Annotated in this window: 23 protein-coding genes and 1 riboswitch; of the genes, 7 read left to right on the forward strand and 16 right to left on the reverse strand. The window is 29.8% G+C overall.

Features of this window, described 5'->3' with window-relative positions:
* Window positions 1-42: 42 nt before the first annotated feature.
* The 5 genes from pruA to IMX26_RS12060 all read right to left on the reverse strand — a co-directional run bounded on the left by pruA (window position 43) and on the right by IMX26_RS12060 (window position 6,469).
* Window positions 43-1,671, reverse strand: a complete 1,629-nt coding sequence (pruA, locus tag IMX26_RS12040) for an L-glutamate gamma-semialdehyde dehydrogenase (protein ID WP_195158635.1) — start codon at window positions 1,669-1,671, stop codon at window positions 43-45.
* Between the two features lie 140 nt (window positions 1,672-1,811).
* Window positions 1,812-1,932: riboswitch (molybdenum cofactor riboswitch) on the reverse strand.
* A 124-nt stretch (window positions 1,933-2,056) separates the two neighbouring features.
* Entirely contained in the window at window positions 2,057-3,430 is a 1,374-nt protein-coding gene (locus tag IMX26_RS12045; protein ID WP_195158636.1) for a hypothetical protein, read from the reverse strand.
* A 145-nt stretch (window positions 3,431-3,575) separates the two neighbouring features.
* Window positions 3,576-4,337, reverse strand: coding sequence for a MerR family transcriptional regulator (locus tag IMX26_RS12050; protein ID WP_195158637.1), 762 nt, complete (start codon window positions 4,335-4,337; stop codon window positions 3,576-3,578).
* Window positions 4,338-4,457: 120 nt separating this feature from the next.
* The gene (locus tag IMX26_RS12055; protein WP_195158638.1) at window positions 4,458-5,906 is read right to left on the reverse strand and encodes a hypothetical protein; all 1,449 of its coding nucleotides are present in this window, start codon (window positions 5,904-5,906) and stop codon (window positions 4,458-4,460) included.
* The gene (locus IMX26_RS12060) at window positions 5,903-6,469 is read right to left on the reverse strand and encodes a winged helix-turn-helix domain-containing protein (RefSeq protein ID WP_195158639.1); all 567 of its coding nucleotides are present in this window, start codon (window positions 6,467-6,469) and stop codon (window positions 5,903-5,905) included. The genes IMX26_RS12055 and IMX26_RS12060 overlap by 4 nt, the downstream gene beginning before the upstream one ends.
* A 181-nt stretch (window positions 6,470-6,650) precedes the next feature.
* Between IMX26_RS12060 and IMX26_RS12065 the strand changes: the two genes are divergently transcribed.
* The 3 genes from IMX26_RS12065 to IMX26_RS12075 all read left to right on the forward strand — a co-directional run bounded on the left by IMX26_RS12065 (window position 6,651) and on the right by IMX26_RS12075 (window position 10,602).
* Window positions 6,651-7,211 (forward strand): HDIG domain-containing metalloprotein, encoded by a 561-nt coding sequence (locus tag IMX26_RS12065; protein WP_195158640.1) that lies wholly within the window; start codon window positions 6,651-6,653, stop codon window positions 7,209-7,211.
* Window positions 7,212-7,451: 240 nt separating this feature from the next.
* Window positions 7,452-9,023 (forward strand): ABC transporter ATP-binding protein, encoded by a 1,572-nt coding sequence (locus IMX26_RS12070; protein WP_195158641.1) that lies wholly within the window; start codon window positions 7,452-7,454, stop codon window positions 9,021-9,023.
* Window positions 9,016-10,602 (forward strand): ATP-binding cassette domain-containing protein, encoded by a 1,587-nt coding sequence (locus IMX26_RS12075; RefSeq protein ID WP_195158642.1) that lies wholly within the window; start codon window positions 9,016-9,018, stop codon window positions 10,600-10,602. The genes IMX26_RS12070 and IMX26_RS12075 overlap by 8 nt, the downstream gene beginning before the upstream one ends.
* A 68-nt stretch (window positions 10,603-10,670) precedes the next feature.
* Here IMX26_RS12075 and IMX26_RS12080 read toward each other — a convergent pair whose 3' ends face one another.
* Window positions 10,671-11,462: a helix-turn-helix domain-containing protein gene (locus IMX26_RS12080; RefSeq protein WP_195158643.1), complete on the reverse strand. Its 792-nt coding sequence runs from the start codon at window positions 11,460-11,462 to the stop codon at window positions 10,671-10,673.
* 248 nt (window positions 11,463-11,710) lie between these two features.
* Between IMX26_RS12080 and IMX26_RS12085 the strand changes: the two genes are divergently transcribed.
* Window positions 11,711-12,553 carry an AraC family transcriptional regulator gene (locus tag IMX26_RS12085; RefSeq protein WP_195158644.1) on the forward strand — a complete coding sequence of 281 codons (843 nt, stop codon included), beginning with the start codon at window positions 11,711-11,713 and terminating at the stop codon, window positions 12,551-12,553.
* A gap of 236 nt (window positions 12,554-12,789) precedes the next feature.
* On the opposite strand, the gene IMX26_RS12090 is transcribed toward IMX26_RS12085, so the two are convergent.
* The 10 genes from IMX26_RS12090 to rlmH all read right to left on the reverse strand — a co-directional run bounded on the left by IMX26_RS12090 (window position 12,790) and on the right by rlmH (window position 23,132).
* Window positions 12,790-14,097, reverse strand: coding sequence for an MFS transporter (locus IMX26_RS12090; protein ID WP_195158645.1), 1,308 nt, complete (start codon window positions 14,095-14,097; stop codon window positions 12,790-12,792).
* Window positions 14,098-14,199: 102 nt separating this feature from the next.
* The gene (locus tag IMX26_RS12095; RefSeq protein WP_195158646.1) at window positions 14,200-15,417 is read right to left on the reverse strand and encodes a MerR family transcriptional regulator; all 1,218 of its coding nucleotides are present in this window, start codon (window positions 15,415-15,417) and stop codon (window positions 14,200-14,202) included.
* Window positions 15,418-15,505: 88 nt separating this feature from the next.
* Complete coding sequence (locus IMX26_RS12100) at window positions 15,506-15,841, reverse strand: hypothetical protein (protein ID WP_195158647.1); 336 nt, start codon at window positions 15,839-15,841, stop codon at window positions 15,506-15,508.
* Window positions 15,842-15,906: 65 nt separating this feature from the next.
* Window positions 15,907-16,809, reverse strand: coding sequence for an anti-sigma factor domain-containing protein (locus IMX26_RS12105; RefSeq protein WP_195158648.1), 903 nt, complete (start codon window positions 16,807-16,809; stop codon window positions 15,907-15,909).
* Window positions 16,810-16,853: 44 nt separating this feature from the next.
* Window positions 16,854-17,534 (reverse strand): sigma factor, encoded by a 681-nt coding sequence (locus IMX26_RS12110; protein WP_195158649.1) that lies wholly within the window; start codon window positions 17,532-17,534, stop codon window positions 16,854-16,856.
* A gap of 275 nt (window positions 17,535-17,809) precedes the next feature.
* Window positions 17,810-18,808: an alpha/beta hydrolase gene (locus IMX26_RS12115; protein ID WP_195158650.1), complete on the reverse strand. Its 999-nt coding sequence runs from the start codon at window positions 18,806-18,808 to the stop codon at window positions 17,810-17,812.
* A 263-nt stretch (window positions 18,809-19,071) separates the two neighbouring features.
* A complete protein-coding gene (locus tag IMX26_RS12120) occupies window positions 19,072-20,283 on the reverse strand; it encodes a MerR family transcriptional regulator (RefSeq protein ID WP_195161394.1) in 1,212 nt (403 codons plus the stop codon).
* A 483-nt stretch (window positions 20,284-20,766) separates the two neighbouring features.
* A complete protein-coding gene (locus tag IMX26_RS12125; protein WP_195158651.1) occupies window positions 20,767-21,612 on the reverse strand; it encodes a helix-turn-helix transcriptional regulator in 846 nt (281 codons plus the stop codon).
* Between the two features lie 200 nt (window positions 21,613-21,812).
* Entirely contained in the window at window positions 21,813-22,514 is a 702-nt protein-coding gene (locus IMX26_RS12130; RefSeq protein WP_195158652.1) for a hypothetical protein, read from the reverse strand.
* 135 nt (window positions 22,515-22,649) lie between these two features.
* Window positions 22,650-23,132 (reverse strand): 23S rRNA (pseudouridine(1915)-N(3))-methyltransferase RlmH, encoded by a 483-nt coding sequence (rlmH, locus tag IMX26_RS12135; RefSeq protein ID WP_279324856.1) that lies wholly within the window; start codon window positions 23,130-23,132, stop codon window positions 22,650-22,652.
* A gap of 99 nt (window positions 23,133-23,231) precedes the next feature.
* On the opposite strand from rlmH, the gene IMX26_RS12140 reads away from it, so the two are divergent.
* The 3 genes from IMX26_RS12140 to IMX26_RS12150 all read left to right on the forward strand — a co-directional run bounded on the left by IMX26_RS12140 (window position 23,232) and on the right by IMX26_RS12150 (window position 26,563).
* Window positions 23,232-23,645: a DUF1232 domain-containing protein gene (locus IMX26_RS12140; RefSeq protein WP_195158653.1), complete on the forward strand. Its 414-nt coding sequence runs from the start codon at window positions 23,232-23,234 to the stop codon at window positions 23,643-23,645.
* Window positions 23,646-23,745: 100 nt separating this feature from the next.
* Window positions 23,746-24,801 (forward strand): prepilin-type N-terminal cleavage/methylation domain-containing protein, encoded by a 1,056-nt coding sequence (locus IMX26_RS12145; RefSeq protein WP_195158654.1) that lies wholly within the window; start codon window positions 23,746-23,748, stop codon window positions 24,799-24,801.
* A gap of 385 nt (window positions 24,802-25,186) precedes the next feature.
* Entirely contained in the window at window positions 25,187-26,563 is a 1,377-nt protein-coding gene (locus tag IMX26_RS12150) for an MATE family efflux transporter (RefSeq protein WP_195158655.1), read from the forward strand.
* The last annotated feature ends 39 nt before the right edge of the window (window positions 26,564-26,602 follow it).

The following is a 26,602-nucleotide window of genomic DNA, read 5'->3' on the forward strand; positions in this document are numbered from 1 at the left end:
CTGTGTGTTTATTAAGTTATCTACTAAAACTTATAGTAGTAATTAATCTTGCATAAATTTATACTTATATGAATGAGGCGGATTAAAGTTTTCTTTAATATTTCTTAAAGTTACCCATCTCTGTAGGTTTAATTTACTTCCTGCCTTGTCATTTGTTCCTGACTTACGTGAACCACCAAAAGGCTGTTGACCAACTACGGCACCTGTTGGTTTGTCATTAATGTAAAAGTTACCAGCACTGTGGCTTAGTACTTCTTCCATATGTTCTATTACATATCTATCCTGAGCAAAAATTGCCCCTGTTAAAGCATAAGGTGATGTTTCATCACATAGCTGTAATGTATCTTCAAATTCTTCGTCATTATATACATAAATAGTAAGTACAGGTCCAAAAATTTCTTCTTGCATTGTCTTAAACTTAGGGTTGCTAGTTACTATAATAGTAGGGTCAATAAAATAGCCTACAGAGTCATCGTAGGTTCCCCCAGTAATAATTTCAGCTTCATTTGAGTTTTTAGCGTAATCAATATAGCTGGCAATTTTATTAAAGGCCACTTTATCAATAACTGCACTCATATAATTAGTAAAATCTTCAACATCGCCAACTGAAATTTTACTAACGTCTGCTATTAAATCATCTTTAATAATGTTATAAATGCTTGCTGGAATATAGGCACGTGAGGCAGCTGAACACTTTTGACCTTGGTACTCAAAAGAACCACGTATTAAAGCAGTTTTAAGGGCCTGAGCATCACATGATTTGTGAGCAAATACAAAATCTTTACCACCAGTTTCACCTACAATACGAGGGTAACTTCTATATGAGTCTATATTTTTGCCAATGTTTTGCCAAATAATTTCAAATACTCGAGTTGAGCCAGTAAAATGAATACCTGCAAAGTCTTTATGAGCTATTGCTACTTCACTTATAGCTGGTCCATCACAAGGTACAAAATTAATAACCCCAGCAGGTAAGCCAGCCTCTTGTAATAGTTTCATAATAAAGTAATTAGAATAAACAGCTGTTCCTGCAGGCTTCCACAAAACGGTATTGCCTAAAAGTGCAGGGGCTGTTGGTAAGTTGCCACCTATAGCCGTAAAGTTAAAGGGTGAAATAGCAACAACAAAACCATCTAGAGGTCTGTATTCAATTCTGTTCCATTCTGTGCTGGTTGAATAAGGTTGGTCTTGATAAATTTGTTCTGTGAACTGAACATTAAAGCGTAAAAAATCAGCAAATTCACAGGCAGAGTCAATCTCTGCTTGGTGAGCAGTTTTACTTTGCCCAAGCATGGTGGCAGCATTTAAAGTAGCACGCCAAGGGCCAGCTAATAGTTCTGCAGCCTTTAAAAAAATAGCAGCTCGGTGTTCCCACTTAAGCTTAGACCATTCTTTTTTTGCTACTTCGGCGGCCTCAATAGCCATTTGCAATTCTTTTTTACCAGCTACATGGTAATGGGCTAAAATATGTTGATGATTATGAGGAATAATGCAGGTTTCTAAGTTGCCGGTTCTAATTTCTTTCCCCCCAATAATTAAAGGAATTTCAATTTCACGGCTCTTTAGATCTTTAAGCTTGTTCACTAGTGTGATTCGTTCAGCACTGCCTTTTTCATAGTGCAAAACAGGCTCATTCTTTGGTAGGGGAATTTTAAATATTCCTTTATTCATTTTAAATACCTCCAAAAATAGTTATCGAACACTCGGAGGCAGAGTCGGAGCATGATGAATTATATATTACGTAATTAAACAATAGCCCTTAATTTAGCTAATAAACAACTAAGCCTGTTAACAGGCATCACTAAACTAATGAGCTATATATTCATACCCCTTTCCGCACTGGGAGGCTTAATCGTTTCCAACTAAACCCTATCGGTCTTAGTTCCATAAAATATATTTCCCAGGAAAAAAGACTCGGAGTAAATATTCGACTCGCCTGTAATAATAGTTATTTACCAAGAGAATGTCAATAATTCTTTAAAAAATAAATTTAAAAATAATAAAAGCATTGCCAAAAAGTAGCCAATGCCTTTATTTATTAGGTTTTATCAGTTAATTATTCATTTAAGGCGTCTTTTAAAAACTCATAAATATCATTAGCAATTTCCGTAGTGATTTCATGTTTAACATTTTCATAAATCCTAAATTCAGAATTACTTAGACCTTTGTTTGCATATAAGTCTTTTATTATCTTAAATCTCTCAAGTAACACTTTATTATAAACTCTATGCAAAATAACATCATTATCTTGATCACTTAAGTTTCCCTTTACATATACAGGGGTAGGTTTGCTTTGGGATAGCTTTTTGGTATTTTCAGTTATGAACTTATTATAATACTCTAACCATGTATAGGTATTTGTTTTACCATTGTTGGTGATAACTTGCCAGCCACCCTCATCTTTGCTTCCTTTATAAATAAACCTGTTTATTGCTTTAAAAGTGTTAATATTAAAATCTTTACCTGTGATATCTTGGTAGTCATAAACACCAATAGGATAAGGTAAATTTTCACCCTTAAACGTTTTAAGTGGAACCATATTATTACAACCACCTATTACAGTTGCTTTAACTAACTCTGGGTGTAAAAAGCTAAATCTGTCAGTAAAATCTCCAGATGCAGAAAAGCCAAACATTAAAATCTTATTAGCTACATTTATATCGCCGTCTTTTAATCGCTTTTGGCAGTCTTTAACCATAGCTATCAGCTGTAAATCTAATCGCTCATTATCAGGAACTAAAATAGTTATTCTATCTAGTGAATGGGTATCCATAACCTCAGTACGTGGAAATATTGGCACTAGCAGAGGTACCCCTAATTTAGTTGCCAATTGTGCTTGTTTAATAGCTAAGCTTATAGCGCTATTTTTATGTATTTCAATATTCTCACAAACTAAGCCAGTGTTATTGGGCATAACTAAAATGTTTTTATGGTTAACTTTTGTAGGGGTAAATAAAATGTATTGGTAATTAAATCCCTTGTTAATATTGCTATTTACAATCTCATAATTTGCATTAGGCAGTTTATATATAGGGTAAGTATTTTTTAGCCCTACATAAACACCACCTGTATAGTTTTTAACAGCAACATTAATGTTATAGATGTTAGGTTTTAGGTCTAAAGAAAAATCATTTTCAATTTGTTTAAAATCCTTTGTAAAAACTACTTGTTCTTTCTCGTCAGTAATAGTTAACACTCCAGTGCCTGTAAGATTCTTAGCCCAAAGACGTAATTCTACGTTATTTTTAGCTATAAATCTCTTACTATAATTACCATTATAAAAGGGTCGTTGAAACATACTGCAACTAATGTTATTACTGCTTGCTTTTTCAGCGTTTAAACCAATGTAGATAGTAAGTATTTTAAACGAAACTAACAAAATAACAGCTAAACAAACAGCTAGTATAATTCTACGTGTTTTTAATTTCATAAAAAGACTCTCCTTTACATGTAAATATCAATAAGCTTTTCAATATTAACATGTAAAAATTAACATAATTATAAAGAAATAATTAATATATTATTAAGATAATACTAAAGGCTGTTCACTTTTTTAGTGAACAGCCTTTTTGGAGTTATGCTTTATTTACGTAAACTAAAACACTATCACGTAAAAATTTGGCTAAGCCAGGTTGCTCTTTATCGTAATATGCTGTAAATCTCTCATCTTCAACATACATTTTAACTAATCCAGTGTGAGCTTCTTCGTTATAGTAACCCCAACACATAGTTATCCATTGTTTGTGAAGTTTAGCAACAGTTTGTGCCAAAGCACTATTTACATCGCCGGTTTTATAAGCCTCTAGCAGTTTAATATTAATTTCCTTACTTAAGTTATCCATTTTATGGTATTCTGCTTTATTCATGTTTTTAAACGCCTTATAGGATTTATCAACAGCATCTTCGCCATACTTTTCTCTAATTTCTGTGCCATATTTTTCTTCATTTTCGGCTAACAGTTTTGATTTAAATCCTTCAAATTTCTCTTTATCAGTCATTTTAAGGCTCCCTTCTTTCATTGTTATAGTTTTTTGAACATTTTTAATTAAGCTATTGATTTGCTGTTGTTTTGCCAATAGCTTATGCAAATGTTGCTTTAATGCACTAACCTCATTAAAAGTAGGTGAATGTAGAATACTTTTAATATTATCTAAGCTAACACCTAGCTCGCGATAAAATAAAATCTGTTGTAGTTTATTTACCTCATGTTCGCCATAAATACGATATCCAGAAGAGCTTATTCTTTTGGGCTTTAGTAAGTCTATTTCATCATAATAGCGAATAGTTCTTGAACTAATGCCAGCTAAGTAGCTTAGCTTTTTAACTGTATACTCCATAAAATCACCTCCTAAAAAAACTATACACTTATACGTAGCGTAAAGGTCAAGGGCACACCAGTAGGAAATCACCTCTTTGTGATTCCATTGTGGATATTTAGGTAACCTGTAATAACATCTTTAAAAAACTGAGTACTCTAAAGCAATGTTATCAAGATTTATTTCATTAATACATGTGAAATACCCCTGTTTATTTCTCCTATTTATAATATTCAAGGCCTTATCATAGCTAATATTATATGCTGCCATTAACATATAAGCAGAGGCAGTATTAACATTAACGTTTAATGGTTTAGTTTCACTCTGCCAAAAACATACGGGTACTTGAATATTACTCATTAGCCATAACTCTTTACCTACATTATTATCAATCTTTAGTTCATTTAACGTTACTTTTTCACATATGTTTTGCAAACAATCTTTAAACTGCTTAATATAAATACGTGTTTTAGCAATATCTCCAATCATACCAGCATAAGCAAGTTGCTCATAAATATCACTAAGGCTATTATCCACAGTTTTTCCTAAAGTTGTTGAAGTAAAAATGTTAATCAGCTCTTGTTTATCTTGAGGAAAGCAGCTAATCCAAGTTTCAATAAAGTTAATCATTAAACTCTTATTTTTATAGTTATCTCTCATTTGGTACAACACCCATAAGTTTTTAAGAATTACGTTTTCAAATGGGGTAAAGATATCTTTAATAGCTAGGTTATTAGGGATATCCCTAACTGTAAAGTGATTATAAAAGCTTGCTTCAAGATAATTATTTTGCAGTTTATCATTACTATTTATTCTATAAAACAAAGTAGCTATCACACCCTCGCAGGCTAACAGCTGTTGAGCATTTTTAAGCTTAAGCTTATTAAACATAGGGCTAGTATGCTCTAAAATTAATTTATTTACCAATTTGCTTTGCTGCTTTATATTGTTTAAATTTACTTTTTGATAAATAAATCTATTATCAACAACTCCATTTATTCTATTACCAGAATCTAGCTCACTCTGCCATAGCTTAATTATTTGTTCATTATTATTATCTTTATTGAACAAGTCTCTATAAAGTTTTACATTGTCATAAGCAAAACGTTCAAATTGAATTGCAAAACCCTCTATAAAGGCTGTGTTTTCATCAGTAATGGCAACACTTAAATGTTGCATTGTTGACTTACCTTCTTTTAATTCTGGTAAAATATTACTCATTTTTACATGGGCCAATTCATGACTAAATATGTTTAGCTTACCATTTGCTAAATTTTGCTCATTAATCATTAAGTCTACATAGTTTAACTGCTCATAATACTGCTGTTGATTTTTATTAAGAATAGTTAAGCCCCTTTTTGCAAAGCCACCATCTGTGTTAGATAAAAATAGTACATTTGGTCCATATACATTTTCTACTAAGTTTCGGGAACATTGAGCTAGCTTAATAACAGATTTATGATATTTATAATTTAACTGTTCTTTAATTTTTATATATAAACTGGTATTTTTATTTAGAAAATGACCACTAGCATTATCTACAGCCTTAACTAACTCTATAGTAGTATTTGTTGGAAAAATAAAACTCATAATTTAGTGGCTCCATTAATATTGTATCTTTGTTTTCTATTTAAAGAGGCAACCGTTAAATAAGCGTTTAAGCCAAAATCCGTTGCAGCATATTTACCATTATCTTGTTTAACTACAAAGCCTTTATTTTGTAAATCCTTAAGGTGATGGTGCATATGCCCGCCAGCCATGTTTGTTGCTTTCATTAACTCTCCACTGCTTAAATCTTGTTTTGCTAAAATTCTAATAATAACTAAACGCTGTTTAGAGGATAATACATTACATATGGCTGCTAAATCATTATCATTTTCTTCTTCATAGAGAGTAGAGAAGCTAGTCACCTGAATACTTGATTTACTAGGTTGCTCATTTATAATTGTTTGCATTATTATGGTATCGTTTTGGCTAAAAAATTGCTTTAGTTTATTTGCTTCAGCTAAAAGAACAGACATTAACTCAGTTAGCTGCAAATTATTGTTGGTTACAGTGGTTGCTGTTGTGCTTAATATTTTTTCACCAAATACAGTTTGCTCAAGTTTTTCTATACGGTTTAGTAGTTGGTTAATAGTTATTTTATTATTCATATTATACCTCAATAATTATAATTTTATATAATTATATAATTTTATAACTATTGTGTAAACATAGTTTGCATCAAAAATTTGTTAAAATACAAAGAAATATATATTTCGAGTAGCAAAATGCTTGTAAATTTATTATCATTAGTAAAAGGGATTTTGGTGGTTAAAAAAAGGGGGATTTATAATGACAAGAGCAGAAGCAGTTACATTATTAAAACAATACGTGAAAACAGACCGAGTATTAAGACATTCTTATGCGGTAGAAGCAGCAATGAGAGTCTATGCAAAAAAGTATGAACAAGATGAAAACTATTGGGGTTTACTAGGTTTATTACATGATATAGATTTTGAAAAATACCCAGAGCAGCATCCTAATAAATCACCAGAAATATTAAGAGAAGCTGGCTTTGATAATGATTTTATTAACTCAGTTTTATCTCATGCTAACTGTGAAGTGCCAAGAGATTCACTAGAGCGCAAATGTTTACATGCAGTAGATGAAATGGCTAGCTTCATTATAGCAATTGCTTTAATGCGACCAACTAAGTTAGAGGGTTTAAAAGTTAAATCTGTTAAGAAAAAAATGAAAGATAAAGCCTTTGCTAAAGCAGTTAATAGAGTAGAACTAAAGGCTTCAGCAGAGCAGTTAGGGGTAGAGTTGGCGGATCATGTAAATACTATAGTAAGTGGTTTAATAGAGCATGAGGCTTTGTTAAATAAAGAGGGGTATAGCTTACTTAGTTAAATATTGTCTAACACCAAAAATTAAACAAAACAAAAAAACAGTCGGAAAAATAAAAAAAAGTTCCGTCTGTTTTTTTAACTTTTAAAATTCTAAGGTATTGCTATTTATTAATAATAACTTGTTAATTTTAGAAAAATAATGTATTTTATATAATATAATCAATGCCTGTTTGTAAAAAATAAAAAATATAAAACTACTTTCATAAAAAGAATTACAATTTTAATAAGGATTAATAATAATATGATAAATATAAGTAAAAATCTAAAAAAATTAGCTTGGTATAATTTTGCTATGCATCTTATCCAAGTACCTATAATACTTATTGTAGCAAAACTTATGGGGTTAATTTTTACATATGCAACAGCGAAAAATGTAAATATAGTTATTAGGTATAGTACTATTACCATTGTTGTACTTATAACTTATACATTATTTAAGTATTTCTTAGGAATTTTATATGACCAAAAAAAGATGCTTTTTTTACATCAATATAAAATGAGTGTTTACCATCAATTTTTAGCTAACCCTCTAAATATTTTGTTTATATCCCAAGATGGAGAGGTAATTGAAAAATTTCAGGATGACTTTGAAAAAGTAACAAGTAAAATAATTGATTTAAATCCTCAAGTATGGATAAACATTATCACTATTATTGGCTACTCAATTTATATTTGTTTGTTATGTCCTATTATAATGGTTACTTTACTTACAATTTCTCTATTTCAAATCGTTCCTCCAATTATTGTTAAAAAGTATATGACTGTTAATTATAAACAAACACGTGTTATTGAGGCCAAAATTATAAATTATATTATTGAAGGCTACAAAAACTTTAATATTATTAAGTTATATGGATTAAAAGATTACTACTTGAATGGCATGAAAAAACTTCACAAACAATACCTTAAAATAGGCAATCGTGCCGAAGCAACACTAACTGCTGAAGTATCTTTAAATAAAATCGTAGAGAACATCCTCAAGTATGGTACATATGCAATTTTAGGTATATTTGTTTTACTTAAGTATTGCTCTGTAGATATTGGTGTTCAGGCAATAGCTTTATCAGCGAGGTTATTTGCTGCAGTTAAGTCTCTGTTTAAAAGTATTCCAAAGTTTGCAATAGCAAAAATTGCTGAAAATAGGCTTTCTATGTGGTTTAATAATTCAGATATTCATAAAGAGAGTATAAGTAATTTAAAAATAACGTTATCAAATGTAAATTACGCTATTGAAAATAAAGTAATATTCGATAAGCTATCAACATGTATTGATGGCAATAAAATATCCCTAATTAAAGGTGAAAATGGTGCTGGTAAATCAACCTTAATTCGCTTAATTTTAGGACTTGTTCAAAATAAAAAAGGCAGTATTGAAGTAGGAGGCATAGCCCCTAATAAAATAGCAGAGAGAGAATATCTAAATAAGCTGTTTTATTTGCCACAAGAAGATATTTCATTGCCAATTACAGCAAACGAACTAGTAGAAATGGTTATTGATAAAAAAGCAATGATTGCCATAAGTCACATGCAAGACTTTTCATTAACCCAAAAAGCTATACATACTACATCTCTACAGAATCTCTCTGGAGGAGAACGTAAAAAAGTAATGTTATCGCTGGCACTTTCTTCAGATACATCTCTACTTATACTAGATGAACCTACAAATTCACTAGACGCAGATAGTAAACAGGTTCTCAAGATGAAGCTCAAAAAACGTGTGGGAGGAGCAATCATAGTAACACACGACGATTCATTTGAAAATATAGCCAATCATGTGCTAAGAATCAACGAAGGAGATATTAGCTATGATTAATGCTCAAAAGCAGATATACAAAGACTGTAAAAGATTTATGGCTGTACCAGCAATGTTAATTGCCCTAGAAGCGTTACTGAGTAATGCTTTATTAGTATATATAGCAAACACTTTAGGTAAGTTTGCAGATTCAGTTTTTCAGCTTAACTATAATTATGGACTCAAGAATCTTTACATTATGATTATCTGTTTACTATTATCTATTATTATTGTTCCTTTTATTGGTTTGTTTGGTAATTTGCTAATGTTTAAAAATAGTTTAGTTCATGATATCGCTATTATGAACAAGTTCTTTAATAAAAAATATCGAAATGCAACGGACATAGGAATGGGTGAAATACAACATAGATTAGATAACGACGCCGTCGACCTTCGCGTTTACTGGGTTCTGTTAACAGCAAAGTATATAGCTATACCACTAACAACTTGTTATTTGCTGTTTTCTGCTGTAGGTATAAGCGTTTTATATACTCTTGTTGTATTTATTCTCGCTGCAATTAAATTAATAGTTCCTGTTATTTTTAGAAAGCGCTTAGCTAATTATGATAAACAAACAAGGAAGTATAAAACAACATTTCGTGATTTCGAAATGAGCATTATACAAAAACCATACATCATAAAACTGTTTAGATTAAAGAACCCTTTTATAAAAAGGTTAAATAATTTATTTACTAGTTATTATTCCAAAGTTGGCTGTCAAAGTGTAAAATATACACGATTGGTAGATGAGGGTATGGTTTTACTTGATAAATTATGCCTAGTTTTAGTTGTTTTAGTAGGAACTATACTGCTGGCAAAGGGGAGTATTACTGGTGGTGCTATAGCTATAATGGTTGGTTTTTATGCCGTTTTTGGCACTATTCTTAACGATATAAGCTACATTATTCGTATTACACCTATTTTAAAGAATATAGTAGAGAGAATGACCTGGTTTTATACCGATATTGAAAACACCTCAGGCATAAAAATCGTTGATATTTCAAAAATAACGGCTGTTAACTTGTCGTTCTCATACGATAAAGCAACTGTATTACAAAATGTAAGTTTTAATGTAGCTGGTAAAAATAAAACAGCCATTTGTGGAGTTAATGGTTGTGGAAAATCCACCTTAACAAAAATTCTGTGTGGTCTTTTAAAAAACTACTCGGGAAGTATTAAAATAAATAATATAGAGCTAAGTAAAATCTCAGTAACAAGTTTACGTAAACTTATTGCCTATGTACCCCAAAATATCTACTTATTCGAAGGCACCATAAAGGATAATATACGTTTAGGTAATCTTCAAGCTAGTGATAAAGAGATTGAAAAAATCATGAATGAACTGGCAATTAACCATTTAGCTAATAGAACTATTACAGCAAATCAAAATGAGCTTTCTGGGGGAGAAAAACAAAGAGTAGCTATAGCAAGAGCAATTCTTAAAAATGCCAAACTACTTATTATGGATGAACCTAATAATAACCTCGATAAAGAGGGGCAACAGTGGTTAAAAGATTTTATTAAATCATATAATGCTCCATTAGTGTTTGTGTCACATGATTCACTACAAGAATTAGCAGATAGCTTTATTAAAATATAGTTAAGTAATAAAAGCAGTGCAAGCTAATGCTTGCACTGTTTAAGATTTGGTTTATTTAATTACTTCATTTACATTTGTTCACAAAAGGTAATAATTGAGCCGTCAATTGTAGTTACTTCACAGGTTTTACCACCCCAAGGTTGCTCTTTAACTTTAGTTATTCCCTGCCAACCGTTTTCTTTTACATAAGAATAAAGTTTATCTATACCAATTACATTGGTAAATAACACAGCTCTTTTAGCGGGCTCTCCATAAGACATATGAAATCCATTAAAATCTGCTACTTGCATATGAACTAGTTCTCCAGGAAACGGCAATACACAGCCATAGGTTGCAATCCCTTCTTCGTTTCTGGCATCAATACCAGCGTACCAACCTAAAACATCTTCAAACCATTTGCTTGTTTTATCCATATCTTTGGTATAATAAATAGCTCCATTATCCTGTACAGAATACCCTCTTTTACTCAAGTCTTTCATTTTACCTAACTCTCCTTCTAAAAGTGATTGAACAGAAATTTTTGCAAATGACTCTAACTTACATTTTCTTTTACGAGCTGCCAAAGGGGTAACACCGTAAAACCTATAAAAGGCACGAGTAAATCCCTCGGCTGTGTTATAACCATATCTAACAGCAATGTCTATGATTTTTTTATCGCTATACAAAATTTCGTCTTTAGCTAGCGTTAAACGTCTATTTCGTATATATTCACCTAGTGTACAGCTGCATAGTAATGAAAAAAGTTTTTGAAAATAATAACTCGACATATATACCTGCTTAGCTATATCACTGGGTTTAAGCTCCTCATAAATATGCTCTTCAATGTAGTTGATAGCTTGTTGAATATTTAGTACAATCATTTGCAATCACCTCCTATCTACTTATATATTAAAGGTATTAAGTAATACTATCTTGATAATTTCTGTTTTAATTTGTCATAAATACCAAATAGCTTTTACGGGCTTTTGTAAATTATAGCAGTATTTCGGCTTGGTTAAAAATAAAAATCAAAATTGTTTGTAGTTATTAACTAATATATAAAATTTAGTATATTTAGTGTCCTACATACAGCCTTTTAGGGTGATATACTAACCACAAGGAGGTAAATATGAAACAATTGTACGTACAATCAGCAATAGACTATATTGAAAGAAACATAGAATTTCATTTAAGTGTTGAAAAAATCTCAAAAGCCATAGGGATATCTCAAATATACTTACATAGACTTTTTTATACTTATACTGGCATGACGTTAATGCAGTATTGCAGAAAACGGAGATTAGAGTATGCCCGTTACCAGCTAGCTCAAAATAGTTTAGTTGTAGATGTTGCTTTTAAATATGGGTTTAATTCGTGTAGGTCATTTAGAAGAGCATTTACAAATTATTTTCGCTTATCTCCCTCTAAAGCAAAAGCAATTTATTACCAACTACCTAACAAACTTAATCTAAAACAATTAGGAGGAATAAAAATGCTACCTTATTTATCTAAACCACAAGTAATTGAAATGAACGAAATATATTGTTTAAGGTATGTAGTAATTAGTAAAAACCCCGAAATAGATGTTTGGGATTTTTTTGTAAACTACAAACAAAAACACAATATAAAGACCTTAACAGAGTATGGCTTTGATATTCCTGTGTCAGAAGAAGAAAGTAAACAAGGATTAAGGGGATATGAGGCTTTATTATCTTTAGCTAAAGAAGACTTTAATAACTTTAACGGACCTGTAGTTACCAAAAAAATTATACCAAAAGCAAAATACCTAAGTTTAGTAATAACCGATCCTTTTGTAGACCCCTTTGAAAGAATTCCCAATGGTTGGAGAAAGCTTTTTAATGAAGTAAAAAGCAATTATGAATTTAATGATTCCCAGATAGAGGCTTGTTTGGAGGAAAAAATAGAAGATAAACAACCAATAGATATGCGCCTTTATGCCCCTATAAAATAATACTTCAATTATTAATAGGGTAAAGCAGGTTTAAAAATGATACCTCTGTTTTTATTGTTACCTAAGCATATAGTAAATATTGTTCGCCTGTAGGGAATCACCTCTGTGTGATTCCGTTGTGGATACTTATATAATGTGTATTAAATACAGTAAATAAAGTTGTGCACTATATAACAACAAAGTAGCAGTAAGAAAATAAAAAACATTTTCCAACTGCTGCTTTTGCTTGTTAAAAATTAGCTAATGTTTTCTAGGGGAGTTTGTTTTTGCCTAACATCTAAGTTTTCAACGTTACTATACTTTAAAATTAAAACATTAATAATAATCAGTAAAACCCCACCTACTAAGGGTAGAATGTATGCTGGTAATTTATTTAGTAAAAATCCAGATATCATTAACCCTATAGGTGAAATTATTTTTCCTGCACTTATGCTTATACTTAAAACTCGGCCTCTAAATTCATTAGGAATAATCTTTTGCAATATATAAATAATGGGTATGTCAATTAAAGAAAGTGCAATACCAAAAACAGTTATTATTATTGAATAGTATAATAAATAATTTCTAATACCTAGCTTAAAATTAAGTAATAATAATGGCATTGCAATTAAAACCATACTTACAGCTAATAACACACTGATAAAAACTAGTAATTTATGGTAAGCAACTTTTTCAATTACTTTTTTAACACAAATTGCTCCTAAAATCATTCCAACAGGCAATGCACTTTGAATAAAACCAAATTGTTTTGAGCTAAGCTTTAAAACATTGTTAATAATATAAGGTAAAGGTACTGTAACAGAAAAACTAATAAAAAAGTTTACAGAGATAAGTACACTACATATTGCCATAATAGCCTTTCTGTTAATTATATATAAAAAGCCTTGTTTTATATCCTTAATAAAACCTGCTTTTACTTCTTTAACTTTTGCTTGATAGTTATATTTAAAATCAATAAATATCTCCGATATACCAGAGAAAATAAACGATATACCATTTATAATAATAAAACTTTGAATGTCAATATAAGCAAATACCCAGCCACCTACAAGTGGTCCTGCAATTTTAGATAATGAATTTATTATTCTACTAATTGAATTAATATTCATTAGTTTTTTTGCTGAGACAATATTTGGTTTTGCTGTTTCAAAGCTTATGGAAAATATAGTGGTAAATACTGTAGTAAGAAAAGTGCTTAAATAAATAACTATTAAATTTAGCCCGTATTCTAAACTTACAAAATATAGAGCTATAAATAAAAGTCCATTTAATAAATCCATAATGACAACCATTTTCTTTTTACTAAATCTATCTGCCATAACTCCTGCAATAGGATTAAAGATTATAGTAGCCACTAAGCCAAAACCCAGAGTTGTTGCAAAACTAAGACCCGAACCAGTAAGCTTTAAAACATAAAGACCAATAGCAAAAGTGTATACCGATGTACCAAATACAGATATGAATTGGCCTAGCGAAAACAAAAGCAAATTATTAAATTCCTTTTTATTTTTTGAGGTTACGTTAATTGTTGTTTTATTTGTCATTTTAATACCTCCTATTTTCATTATAAAAAATAGGCTATAGCCAATGACAAGAGCATTATTTATTATTTTTACGTTTAAAAATAAACAAAGATAGAGTTAACCCTATCTTTTGCCATAAAATGCATAGTTATAAATTTTTTCTCCATTTACAAAATAATCTTCGTATTTTCCGCCATTTTCTACGTAATTTGATACTCTCTCATCTATAACCTTGTACTTTAGCTCTGCAATTTCTTGTTTTACCTTATTTAAAATAAAGTTATTTCTAAATCTTTCAGCTATTAAGCTATTGTTATTAAAATTTTTAAACAGAATATAGGAGCCAATTATGTAGGCATTTTCCTTTACATACTTATCAATTAAAGCCAACAAAAACTCATCATGTTCAAAGCTATAATTACTAGTGCCAGAGAAATCTAAAAGAATATCTATAGACTTATGCTTTATGGGCATTTCTAAAAAATCTGCACAAATAAAAACAACATTCTTTTTAATATCGGCCATTTCAAGCATGTTCTTAAGGAACTTATGCCTCGTAATATCGTGATCAACAGCTACATAAATGCAATCATTAGGAAGTTTATTATAATTACTTCTTAAAGCAAATCCAAAACCCGAACCTAACTCTAAAAGCACTTTATTTTTTAAATCACTAAAATCTATTTTTTTATGTACCCAGTCTATGCCTTTATAAATATTATCTAAATAATTGTAGTCCGTTACATTAATATACTCGGTAATGTAATTAAAATCAAAATTAAATTGAGATTCATTGTTACAATTATTCGCTATTAAAATACCATTTTCTATAATATACTCTTTTCCACAACGACATTTTAATTTTCCATTTATAATTTCATTATCTTTTATTATGCCATCTTGTATAACAAACTGTCCGTTACATTTAGGGCAGTTAAAAATATTTAACATGTTAACATTAATACCCCATGTAAACTTCTTGTCACATTCATATTGAGATAAATCTTTTATTTTGTTTTTCAGGACACCGCCTATAGCTGTAAGATTCTCTATTCTATTTAATATTTCTTCATGTTTATTTACAAAAAGTGTTTTATAGTATTCATTTTGTTGGTAGGGAGTAAGATTGCCAAGTAGCCTAAACACAAATATTGTTTTTATTTCGTTTAAGGTGAATGCCATATTTTTTAAATTAAATATCTCATCCAATTTATTCTGACACCTGTCATCAAAAAAATATTGACCTCCCTGTTTTTCAGGGATAATTAAGCCTAAATCCATATAATACCTTATGGTATCTTTGCTAACCTTATTTTTACTTGCAAATTCACCTATTTTCATATTATCACCATTAATAATTATTTTATATCATTAACTACATTATATAATAAATATCAATTTTTACATATCTTATATCTAATTTAGACTACTATTTATCTTTCTTATTGTTATTTTTCTTACCTTGTTTTTCATCCAAATGCTTTTCTTTCTGCTTACGTTGTTCTTCTTCTCGTTTTTGTTTTTCTTCTAGGTGTTTTTCTTTTTTCTTGCTGCGTTCCTCTTCTTGCTTTTGTTTTTCTTCTTGCTTAAGTTGCTCTTTTTCTTGTTTTTGCTCGGTATGCTGTTCTTTTTGTTTTGAGTCTTTTTTTAAATCCACTTTAGTTTGTGAATCTTGTAACTGATGTTTTACTTGCTCTTTAATACATTCAACGGCATCTTTATGTTGCTCCATTAAATCTTTATATTTTTCAGCTTCTTTTAACACCAGCTTTGCTGAAGCAATTTCTTGTTCATTACCAGTAACAAGGGCCTTTTGATATTGTTTTTTTGCTAATTCAAAAAGCTTTTTAGCTTCAAAAAATTCTTTTTTGAGAGCTCAAATGCAGTCTTTAAATTTTCAACATTAATATCTTTTGACTCTAATACGTTTAAATATTTTTCTACCAATTTTATTTTCTTTTCTAAATCTTGTTCTATAATTTCACCAGTATTGGCAAATACAGCAAGCTGTTCTTCATTTGCAAAAAAATCTTTAACAGAAACATCTTCAGAATCTATATTACCTGCTTCATTAATAACCAATAAGCCTACAGGTATACTTTTTTCTTCTGCCTCAGATAATTGCTCCAGAGTAGCCTCTATCATAGCAATGTTTACATTTTGTAACTCATCGCTTTTACCTATCTTTTTATGAATTAAATCTTCAATCTCTGCTACTTTCATCTTTTTTTCCACAGGTATCATAGTAATAAGAACAAAATCATCTTCTAAATCTTCATTATTTATAAATCCGCCAATTCTGGCTTTACTAACAATTGTCTCTATAGCTTCATCTACATCAATGCCTATAATACTAGATAAATCTAAATTTTTTCCATCTTCATTTAAGGCCTCAACCTTTATAACTTTATTAGCTGAATTAACAGAAACTTTAATACTAGGATTAATATCCACAGTAACTAATGCCACAACATTAGCAAACTCTCTTTGATTCAGCCAATTATTAATACCCAATATGCTACTTGTTACAAATATCAAAATAACAGCCGCAACAGCTATTAGTTTTTTATTAATGTTTATTTTATTATTATCTATAATATCGTCGTTAGTGAACATAATTTTTTGGGCAACAGCTATATTATTTTTTAGCTTTATGCTCTTGTATTCATTATTATCACATAAAACAATAGCATATTTCTTTTTTACTTTCATGACTATACCTTTATAATACATGCTAACTCACCTCTTTTACCTTTACATAATATACAAAATTACAATCACTTTTGCAGGCCTTTTTTTGAATCTTTTATCCAAGAAAGAATTCCCGAATAATTATTAACTATTACAATAATGATTGCAGTAATAAACAGTTTGCTTTTTTTAATTATTTTAGCGCTTACTAAAAATCGCCTAGAAATTTTAGTAATTGGCAATCGTTTTTTTTCATAAAGATGCCTTACTAAGTCTTCTTTACTACTTGTTTTTACAGCAATATCAACTGCTCTTTTTCTTGTATCTCTATGTTTAGGTGATGTATCTATTAAATCCTCAAAATCAATACGGAATTTTTTCAACTCTTTTTCAAAAAGCAAAATCTCCTCCTGTAAGTTAACTTCTTCATAAGAACTACTTTGTAAAATGTTATTTTCTTGTTCATCTATAGAGCAATGTTTGTTTTTCTGTTCATTTTTCCAATAAGTTTTGATTCTACTCGTAATAACTAATTTGGCATAAGCCAGAAAGCTGCCTTTATTATAATCATATCTTTGCATTGCTTCAGTGAAGGCCATTAGCCCAATAGAAAACTCTTCGTCATTTTCTATTTGAATATATTCATTCTTTAAATCTGATATGGTATTTAGTATAAAAGGCTGATAATTTTCTATTAATAAATTTATTTTTTCTTTGTCTTTTGCAAAATCTAAATTAGAAATAATAGAACCCAATTCATTTTTCATATTTTATATACTCCTGTTTAACAGTTGCTCTAATACTAAATTTAAATATTCTTTAGGTTTAATTATAAATTATCTATATTACTATACACTGATTTATTATGTACCAAGTTATGGGAGTTTTTTTACGACTTTTTATACAATACAAAAATACAATTAATTTTAGGGACCTTTTATTGATTAATTTTATAGTACATCTGTTTCTGTTATTAGAAATTCTATTACTTATAATACAGTAGTACATAGTATAACAGGGATTTTGATATAATAATAATTCCCTATAAGTTTTCCATAATCCGTATAATGGTATTATTAAACTTCTCATTTTCTTCTAATTGAGGAAGGTGTGCTGAGTTTTTAAATACAATTAATTCTTTTTTAGGAGCTTTTAACTGTTTATAGAATTTCTCAACGAGTGGATAAGCAGTGGTAAAGTCATTTTTGCCTATTATAAAATATGTTGGAACTTGTAGTTCTTTAATATCCTGCATAAAATTAATATTAATTATTTGGGAATGCATTAATTTACCTGAGTACAATAATCTTTGTAGATAATTTAGTTTATCAAATAACTTGTACTCTGTTGACATTAATAATAATAATCCTATCCCTTTTTTGGGTTTTGTTGTGATCACTCCTCCAAATTTCTCTACATACTTTCTATAACGCAGTATATTTTTATAGGTATGCGTTACTTTCATGCTCTCTAAATTCTTTATTGCTTTTTTATCATTTGCTTCTTTTGCTTTTCTTAATGCAAAATCATAAGATATATTTTCATTTTGCTTTATATTTACCATCTGTGCAACACCAATATAAGCTAAATACTTCTCTGGGTTATTTTTTACTGCAAGTGTACCTAGTACTGTTCCCCATGAATGTCCACATATATATATCTTAGACTGATTAAATTCTTCTCTAAGATAATCTGTAATCTCGTCTGTATCCTTATAAAATTGTTCAATAGTAAAGGTTTCCTGTGGTATGTCTTTTGAAAAAGATGCTCCGGAACCTCGTTGATCCCATCTTACAACAACAAACTTTTCTTCAAGCTTCTCTTGATACTGCCTTATATATCCAATTTCACTCTGCCCTGGACCTCCATGTAAGAATAGTATTACTGGGTTATTCTTGTTATGTCCCCTTATAAGAATCGCTTGTTCTACTCCTCCTATCTTAACTTTTTTAATTTCTGTAATACTATCTGAAATTATTTTTCCTTTACTTTTTATTTTGGGTGTTCTAGTAGAAAATATAGACTTTTTTAAATTTTTCATAGTTTACTCCATTCTATTATTTTGCAATAAGTTTTTGGGTATGAACAACTTTGCAATAATAGTTTACTTTATGGTGTAAACCCAATGTAAATATGTAATTTTTTATTTCATTATGATTATAAGTAAAGAGGCTAGGTATTGTTGTTTCTAAAGAAATATTTTTATCTACTAGAAAACTTTTATAAGACTTATGATGATACTCTAATTGCATATACTAATTGTAGGATTTTACTGATAAAAAAATTAAAAAGATAGGGCTACCCCTATCTTTTTAGAAAACAAATATAATTACTTATTTTGCAATTTTCATCTAACTCTAGCTCATATTCTCCAATATCAGAAATTTCCTTTGAAGTTTTTTCTTCAATAATATCATACTTAATATTTTTAAAATTGGTTTTAACATTTTCTAATATAAAATTATTAGTATCTATGCCTTGTATTAAATCATTTTTTAGAAGGTTATTGCTTATAATATAACTTCCAAATATCACAGAATTTACTTTAGCATACTTGTCTATATATTTTAATAAAAAGCTATTGTTAGTTGCATGTCCACCAATATCTATTATAAAATCAACGGTATCTTGTTTTAGTGGGATATCTAAAACATCAGAACATATAAGAATGACAATTTTATTAGGATCTATTGTTTTGAGCATTTCTCTTAGAGATTTTAAAACACTAATATTATGATCAACAGCAATATATATATTATTATCTAACAAGTTTTCATAAACATTTCTTAGAAAAACACCATAACCAACACCAAGCTCTAATATTATTGTATCTTCATTAATTTCTTTGCTAAATCTTTTACTTAGCCACCGAAGATTTTTAGTAAGTATATTTATAAATCCTAAATTACTTTTTTTAGAATAATCTAAAAAAAACTTTTCTATATCATTTCCAAAAGGATTTTCCATGTGCTCACTTTTATTTGAAACTATGATACCATCTTCTATTAAATAAGATTTACCACATTTGCATTTGAGAATTCCTGATAAAATTTTGGTACCATTTATATCGCATTCTTTTAAAACTAAATTCCTATTACATATAGGACATCCCAAAAGACTAAGTGCATTAACATCTATTCCCATATTTTCCCTATGTGGCAATTTAGCTGCTGAAATTTCATCAATTTTATTGCTCAATCTGTTTTTAACATTTCTTAACTCAGCTATTTGCTTTGACACTTCTTTATGCTTATTTATATAATTTTCTTTATAATAATTGTTTTTTTTATATGTAATTGGATATGCTAAGCGTTTTATGTATAATATGTCACGTATTTCAATTAGTTTAAAGCCATATTTCTTTAGTTCTATAATATCCTTAACATCCTCACTACATTGTTCATCAAAATAATATTGACTACCCTTTTTATCAGGAAGTAACAAATCTAACTCCATGTAGTATCTAATACTATCTATTGTTAAATTATTCTCTTCTGCAAACTTTCCAATTTTAATATCGTTTCACCTCAATTTCATTTATATCAAAAAAATGTAGTTACTTACGGTTGCAATATAGTACCCTTATTAACCTTATTTTCACTTGCAAATTCACCTATTTTCATATTAGCACCATTAATAATTAGTCTTATTTTATATAACTACATTATATAATAAATATCAATTTCAATTTAGGTTTTCTTTTTTTCTTTCTTCAATAAGTTCTGCTCTGCTCATTTTTGTTTTGAGTTTTTTTACAATACAAAAATACAATTAATTTTAGTGACCTTTTATTGTTTAATTTAAATTACAGCTGTTTTTTTATTAGGAGTAACCCATTACATATTATGATTAGTGGAATTTTAAAATAGGAAGGTTTTAAAAAATTCTATTCTATAAATGAAACGATGGATACAAAAGGAGTTTTTTATAAACATATACTGCTACTAAATTTTTAACTAATAAAAGGCTTATTTCATATAAAGCTTGAGTATGTTTTCATTAATTTTGATATAAATAATCAGTAATTACATTAATTTTATCTTTTAGATTGATGTCTTTATAATCTTGAGGACCTAATACCAACATCCTTCCTGTGTTACTCTTATCATTTATACAATTTACTTTAGAGTATATAACATTTAGAGTTGTCATAATTCCTTGTTTAAACTTTTTATTATCTACTCCTAAACTAGTAATTTCAGGCATCAAAAATTCTTGTGATTCCCAAACATGAGGTAGTGTTTTGCCAAGTTCAATCGCTTTTTCTTCATTTCCAGATTTTAAATATACAAAACATAGATTAGCTTTTGTTGTACTTCTAATTTTATCATAAATACAGCTATCTAAAATGCGTTCAGATATGTATATTACCTCTTCTACAATCTTTGATGATATATCGCAATCTTTGTTAAAAGTTAAAGCCAATGCTAATTCACACATGAATCCATAATCATTAGGATATAATTTTAAGGAATTACGTAGTTCATCAATTGCTTCATCAACATTGCCTTCTTCAATTAATCTATGAATATATGTATGTATCTTGCTAATTTGCTCTTTACTTCTAAGTTCATCCATGGCTAAAAGTTCATCTACAGATACATTAAAGAAAGTGGCTATCGAAGCAATCATATCTAGGTTTGGGTAAGTAAGATTATTCTCCCATCTGCTTATTGCCTGAGGTGAAATATCTAAAATTTCTGATAGATTTTCCTGTGTTAAGCCTCTTTTAATTCTTAATCTCTTAATCCTTTCGCCTATTTTCACTTTCATCTTTTCTCCTTTTACTAATTTAGATTTTACTAAATCAATAATAAACTTACCAGTTAAAACTAACCAGTACATATATGATGAGATTTTATCAACTAAAGTGAGAATATTTATATAAATAAAACACAATATTTATATTTAGTTAAAACTTATGTTATTAATATCTTATTACCAATTTATTAGCTACTTATGATACGGTTCAGCGTACCGTATTTAAGTGAGGTTAATTTTTCATCATTATTATTCTTATAAACGTATAATCTAAACAGCATCACTTATAAAATGCCATATTCACTTTTAATATAAACTTCTTCTCTTTTCTTAGGGTTCACTTTTACAGTAACTTTTTTACCTAGTGCAATAGTATGAATTATATGCATTGGCACTAAGAAATCTTTTGTTACTTGATAAGCTTCACCTCGATAATATGGAATATCAATCGTAATCTTATAAGACTTAACCCTATTGATTTTCGTATGGGTATCCACTATATTTGAAATGGTTCCTTCAGTTGCATCATACGTAGAAAAATCAATATTATTACGTTTGTTCAATTTCATTAATTTAACATTTATAGCTATAATTAGTGGAATACACAAGATAAGTGTCCCGCCTTGTAACATCATAGACAGCTTGGCAACTGATACACCTTCACCAATCTCCATTGTCGCATTCCCTATATCGCCACCAAGAGCACCAATAAAAAACACATGCACTTTTAACTGATAAATTATGTAGCCAACCATTATAATTAAATAAGTAATTGGCAGTACTGTTAATTTAATAATAATATTTGAATCCACAAGCATAGAACCCATCATAAATATCATCGTAAGTACAAAAAACACCACAACACTTTTTAACAATACTATACCAATACTACCTGAAATAAAAATTCCAACAAGTGGCACTAATGCTCCAATTATCCCAGCTATTATGCCAAATATCATGGTCAATCTTCTTAATTTTATCTTCATCTAACTTCTCATCTCCTAGTTACATAACGAGTATTCATTGATTTACAAAATAATTCTATAACACAATCTATTATTTTTATCTGGCATACATTCTATTTGTCCTCTTTTCTGTGAAATCCCCAACTAAAACCTGCGTTACTTATGGTACGGTTCACCACTATTAATCTTCATACACCTATATATTTGCTCAACTAAAAATAAACGCATTAATTGATGCGGAAAAGTCATTTTCCCAAAACAGAGCCTTAAATCACTTTGTTTTTTTAGCCTTTGAGCCAGCCCATAAGAGCCCCCTATTAAAAAGCAAAACTTACTTTTACCATAAAGAGCCTGTTTTGCAAAAACATCAGCAAACTGCTCGGAGTTTTTTTGTACTCCATCTAAATCACAAACAATTAAATAACAGTCACTTGGTATTAGTTTTTCGAGTCTTTTGGCCTCTAACTCTATAGCATTCTCAATATCTGCTTTGCTTGCAGTCTCAGGTATATGTTCGTCATTTACTTCATTTATGGTAACCTTAGCGTAGGGGCTAATTCTTTTAACATAGTCATTTATGCCCTGAGTAAGATATTTTGTTTTTATTTTACCTACCGTATTTATATAAATTTTTATCATAAAGTTATATCCTTTCAATTAAAAACAAACATAAGTAGTATTGTTAATGGATATTATAACAGCTTTAAGGGTATAAAATAAAACAGTGAGGTGGTAATTATGTTTAAGTGTATAACAAAAATACTACATAAATTGAGACCAAAAGCAAAGGAAATAGCCCAAAGTGAGCAAAAAAGACAAACCTTGTTTGCTAAAGCATTACAAAAGTTGCCTAGGTTAAAAAAGGGTGGAGTAATTAGTGACACCATAGATAATCTTAAATGGCTTATTAAAATGTTAAAATCCTATTTTAGTGGTGACTATAAAGAAATAAATTTTGAATCAGTAATTATTATAATGGCGGCTATTATATACTTTGTTAATCCGCTAGACTTTTTACCAGATTTTTTACCTGGTGGTTTAATAGATGATGCCGCTATTTTATCCTTTGTTATAAAAACAGTAAGTAGTGACATTCAACATTATAAACAATTGTATAAACAAACAAAGCATATGCAACCCAATAAAGAGTAATATAATTTTTTCATCAAAACTGCCTAAAACATATATACCTTAGTTAAAAAGTAATTTATAATTAGCTATAACTAAAACATTTTTGCAGTGAGAGGTTACCATGAATAAAAAAGGCTATTCGTTATTAGAGGTATTAGCGGTTTTAGCAATTATAGCTATAGCCTTTTCTTTGCTTACTCTAAAATTTCAAAATTCCTTAAAAAAACTACATATAACAACTCGAAATAATAAAATGGCGCTGGTAGTAGCTGCCGAAAAGCTATTTTTAACAACAACAGGTAATCATAGTATTGAGTTTTTAAGTGGAGAACCACTTGATGCTACTTGTCAGCTTGTGAGAACTGGTTATTTAAACTGGAACGAAACAAGCTGCCATAAACCCTTTATTTGGTCTCAAAATGAAAACGGAGATTACTTATTATCCTGCACAAAACCAGATTGTGGTGGCATTTTATATAAAAAAAGTGAGTTTGAAGAGGTGTTGTTTATAGAGTTTCCTGATGATGGAGAAACCTCGGGGGGAACAGGCGATGAACCAACCGGAACAGCAACCCCGCAAGATGACTACCTTATTGGTACAAAAAATAATGATGTAATTGATGCCTTAGCTGGTGATGATACCATTATGGGTAAAGACGGTGATGATGTTTTAATGGGTAACAATGGTAATGACACTATAAAAGGTGGCAATGGTAAAGATAACCTCAGTGGGGGCAATAATAACGATACAATATACGGTGGCAATAACAACGATTACCTAGATGGTGGCAATGGTGATGATAAGCTATACGGTGAAGATGGTGACGATATTATTGATGGTGGTAATAAAAACGACACTATTAGTGGAGGCAAAGGCCAAGACATTATTTATGGATTTAATGGGCAAGATGAAATGTACGGTAATGAAGATAATGATGAGCTTTATGGTGAAAACGGAAACGATACTATTGCTGGTGGATTAGGTAATGACAATATTTATGGGGGCAATGGCACCGATACAGCGGTATTCACATATAATTATGAAGAATATATTATAGTAAAGTACAGTAAAAATTATTATATAGTAACTCACCCCATAGAGGGTGAAGATAACCTATTTAATATAGAAAAGATTAAGTTCACCAATAGACTTGATAAAATAAGTAAATTTGGGTAGTATTATATAGGGTATTTTTTACTTTTGTAACATAATTGTAATAAAACCATTGGATTATTATGTTATAATACAGTAGTCTAAAATCTAAATTTAAGGAGGTGCGATAATGATCAACGGGACAGATAATAATGTAAGCAGAAGATTGCTCAACTGTGCATTTATACTCAGCAGTGGCTTTGGCTGTGCTGTATTTAATAATAGATCCCGACCCTTGATCAGTTCGTGCTAACATAAACTGATTTTATTGAGGTCGATTAACTTGGCCTAGCAATAAAATCAAAATAATTATCCTTTTTAATATATAATTAATTTGACTTTAAAAAGCTATGCCAACGCATAGCTTTTTTTAATATGAAAAAAATAAAAAAATAGTGAGGTGAAGTCAATGAAACGTGACTTAACAAAAGGTAACATTACAAAAAATCTGCTCTTTATGGCCTTGCCAGCTATAATGGGGCAAATGGCACGCACCTTATATGATATAGTAGATATGTTTTGGATAGGAAAAATATCATCTGCAGCTGTTGCAGGTGTAACAATATTTACCTCAATACTTTTTATGGTATGGGTATTAAGTTCAATTATAGGTACTAGTTCAATATCATTAATATCCCAGAGTTATGGATCTGGCAATAAAGAGAGAGCCACAAAAGTTATTGAGCAAACCATAGTATTTAAAGCCTTAGTAGCACTTATAACAATGCTTTTTATTCTTCCTTTATTAAAGACCTTTGTATCGTTTTTATCTACAGATACAGAGGTTATTAAAGAGGCTTTAGAGTATGGTTATTTAAGACTAATGTTTTTACCCATAATGTTTTCTTCAGTAACCCTATCAACAGCATTGCGTTGTGTAGGAGACTCAAAAAGACCCATGATTATTATGTTAGTGTCTTCAGTATTAAACATAGTTTTAGATCCAATTTTAATGTTTAATAAAGTTCCTTTATTAGGCATTAAAGGATTTGGATTAGGAATAAAGGGAGCTGCCCTAGCTACCTGCATAGCCGGTAGTGTAGCCTTTCTTTTAGGCTTTTACTATTTAATAAGTGGTAAATCTAATGTTAAGATTAGCTTTAAAGGCCTGCTAAAACTTAACCCAGAAATAGATAAAAAATTAATGCTTATTGGTTTGCCAATTGGTATAGAAATGCTTGCTCGAGAGGGTTCTGGCATTATTATTCTAAAACTTATATCAGGCTTTGGTACTAGTGTAGTAGCAGGCGTTGGTATTAGTTTTAGACTACTAGGTCTGGCCTTTATGATGATGGTAGGTATAGGTGATGGCTCAGGAACAATAATTGGTCAAAACTTAGGGGCTCATAAAGTAAAAAGAGCAGAGCAGACTTCTCATTCAGCGGTACGTTTAGGTCTTATCTCTACAATAGCATTTTTAATAGTATCTGTATTATTTGCTCAGCAAATAGTGGGGGCGTTTAGCAACGAAGCCGAGGTAATTACAGAGGGTGCAAAAATGCTAAAGGTAGTAGCTATTTGCTCCTGTTTTGTAAGTATTACCTTTGGTAGAGGAAGTGCATTTTCGGGCTCAGGTTATAACAAACCCTATATGTATGCTAGTTTAATAGCACGATGGTTAGTACAAATACCCTGGTTTTGGATCACAATTAAGGTTTTACACTTACCATTTATTTATGCCGCTTTGGGCTATTTGGCAGCAGACATAGCTGAAGCCGCGGTAATAAGTATTTTTTACCATGCAGGCTCATGGAAACACCACAGAGTAGTTGAAAAGGCTGCGTAATGACTTAGTAGTTGATAAAAGCTAAAAGTATATGTAAAA

The organism is Clostridium sp. 'deep sea' (assembly GCF_014931565.1).
GTDB lineage: Bacteria > Bacillota > UBA994 > PWPR01 > PWPR01.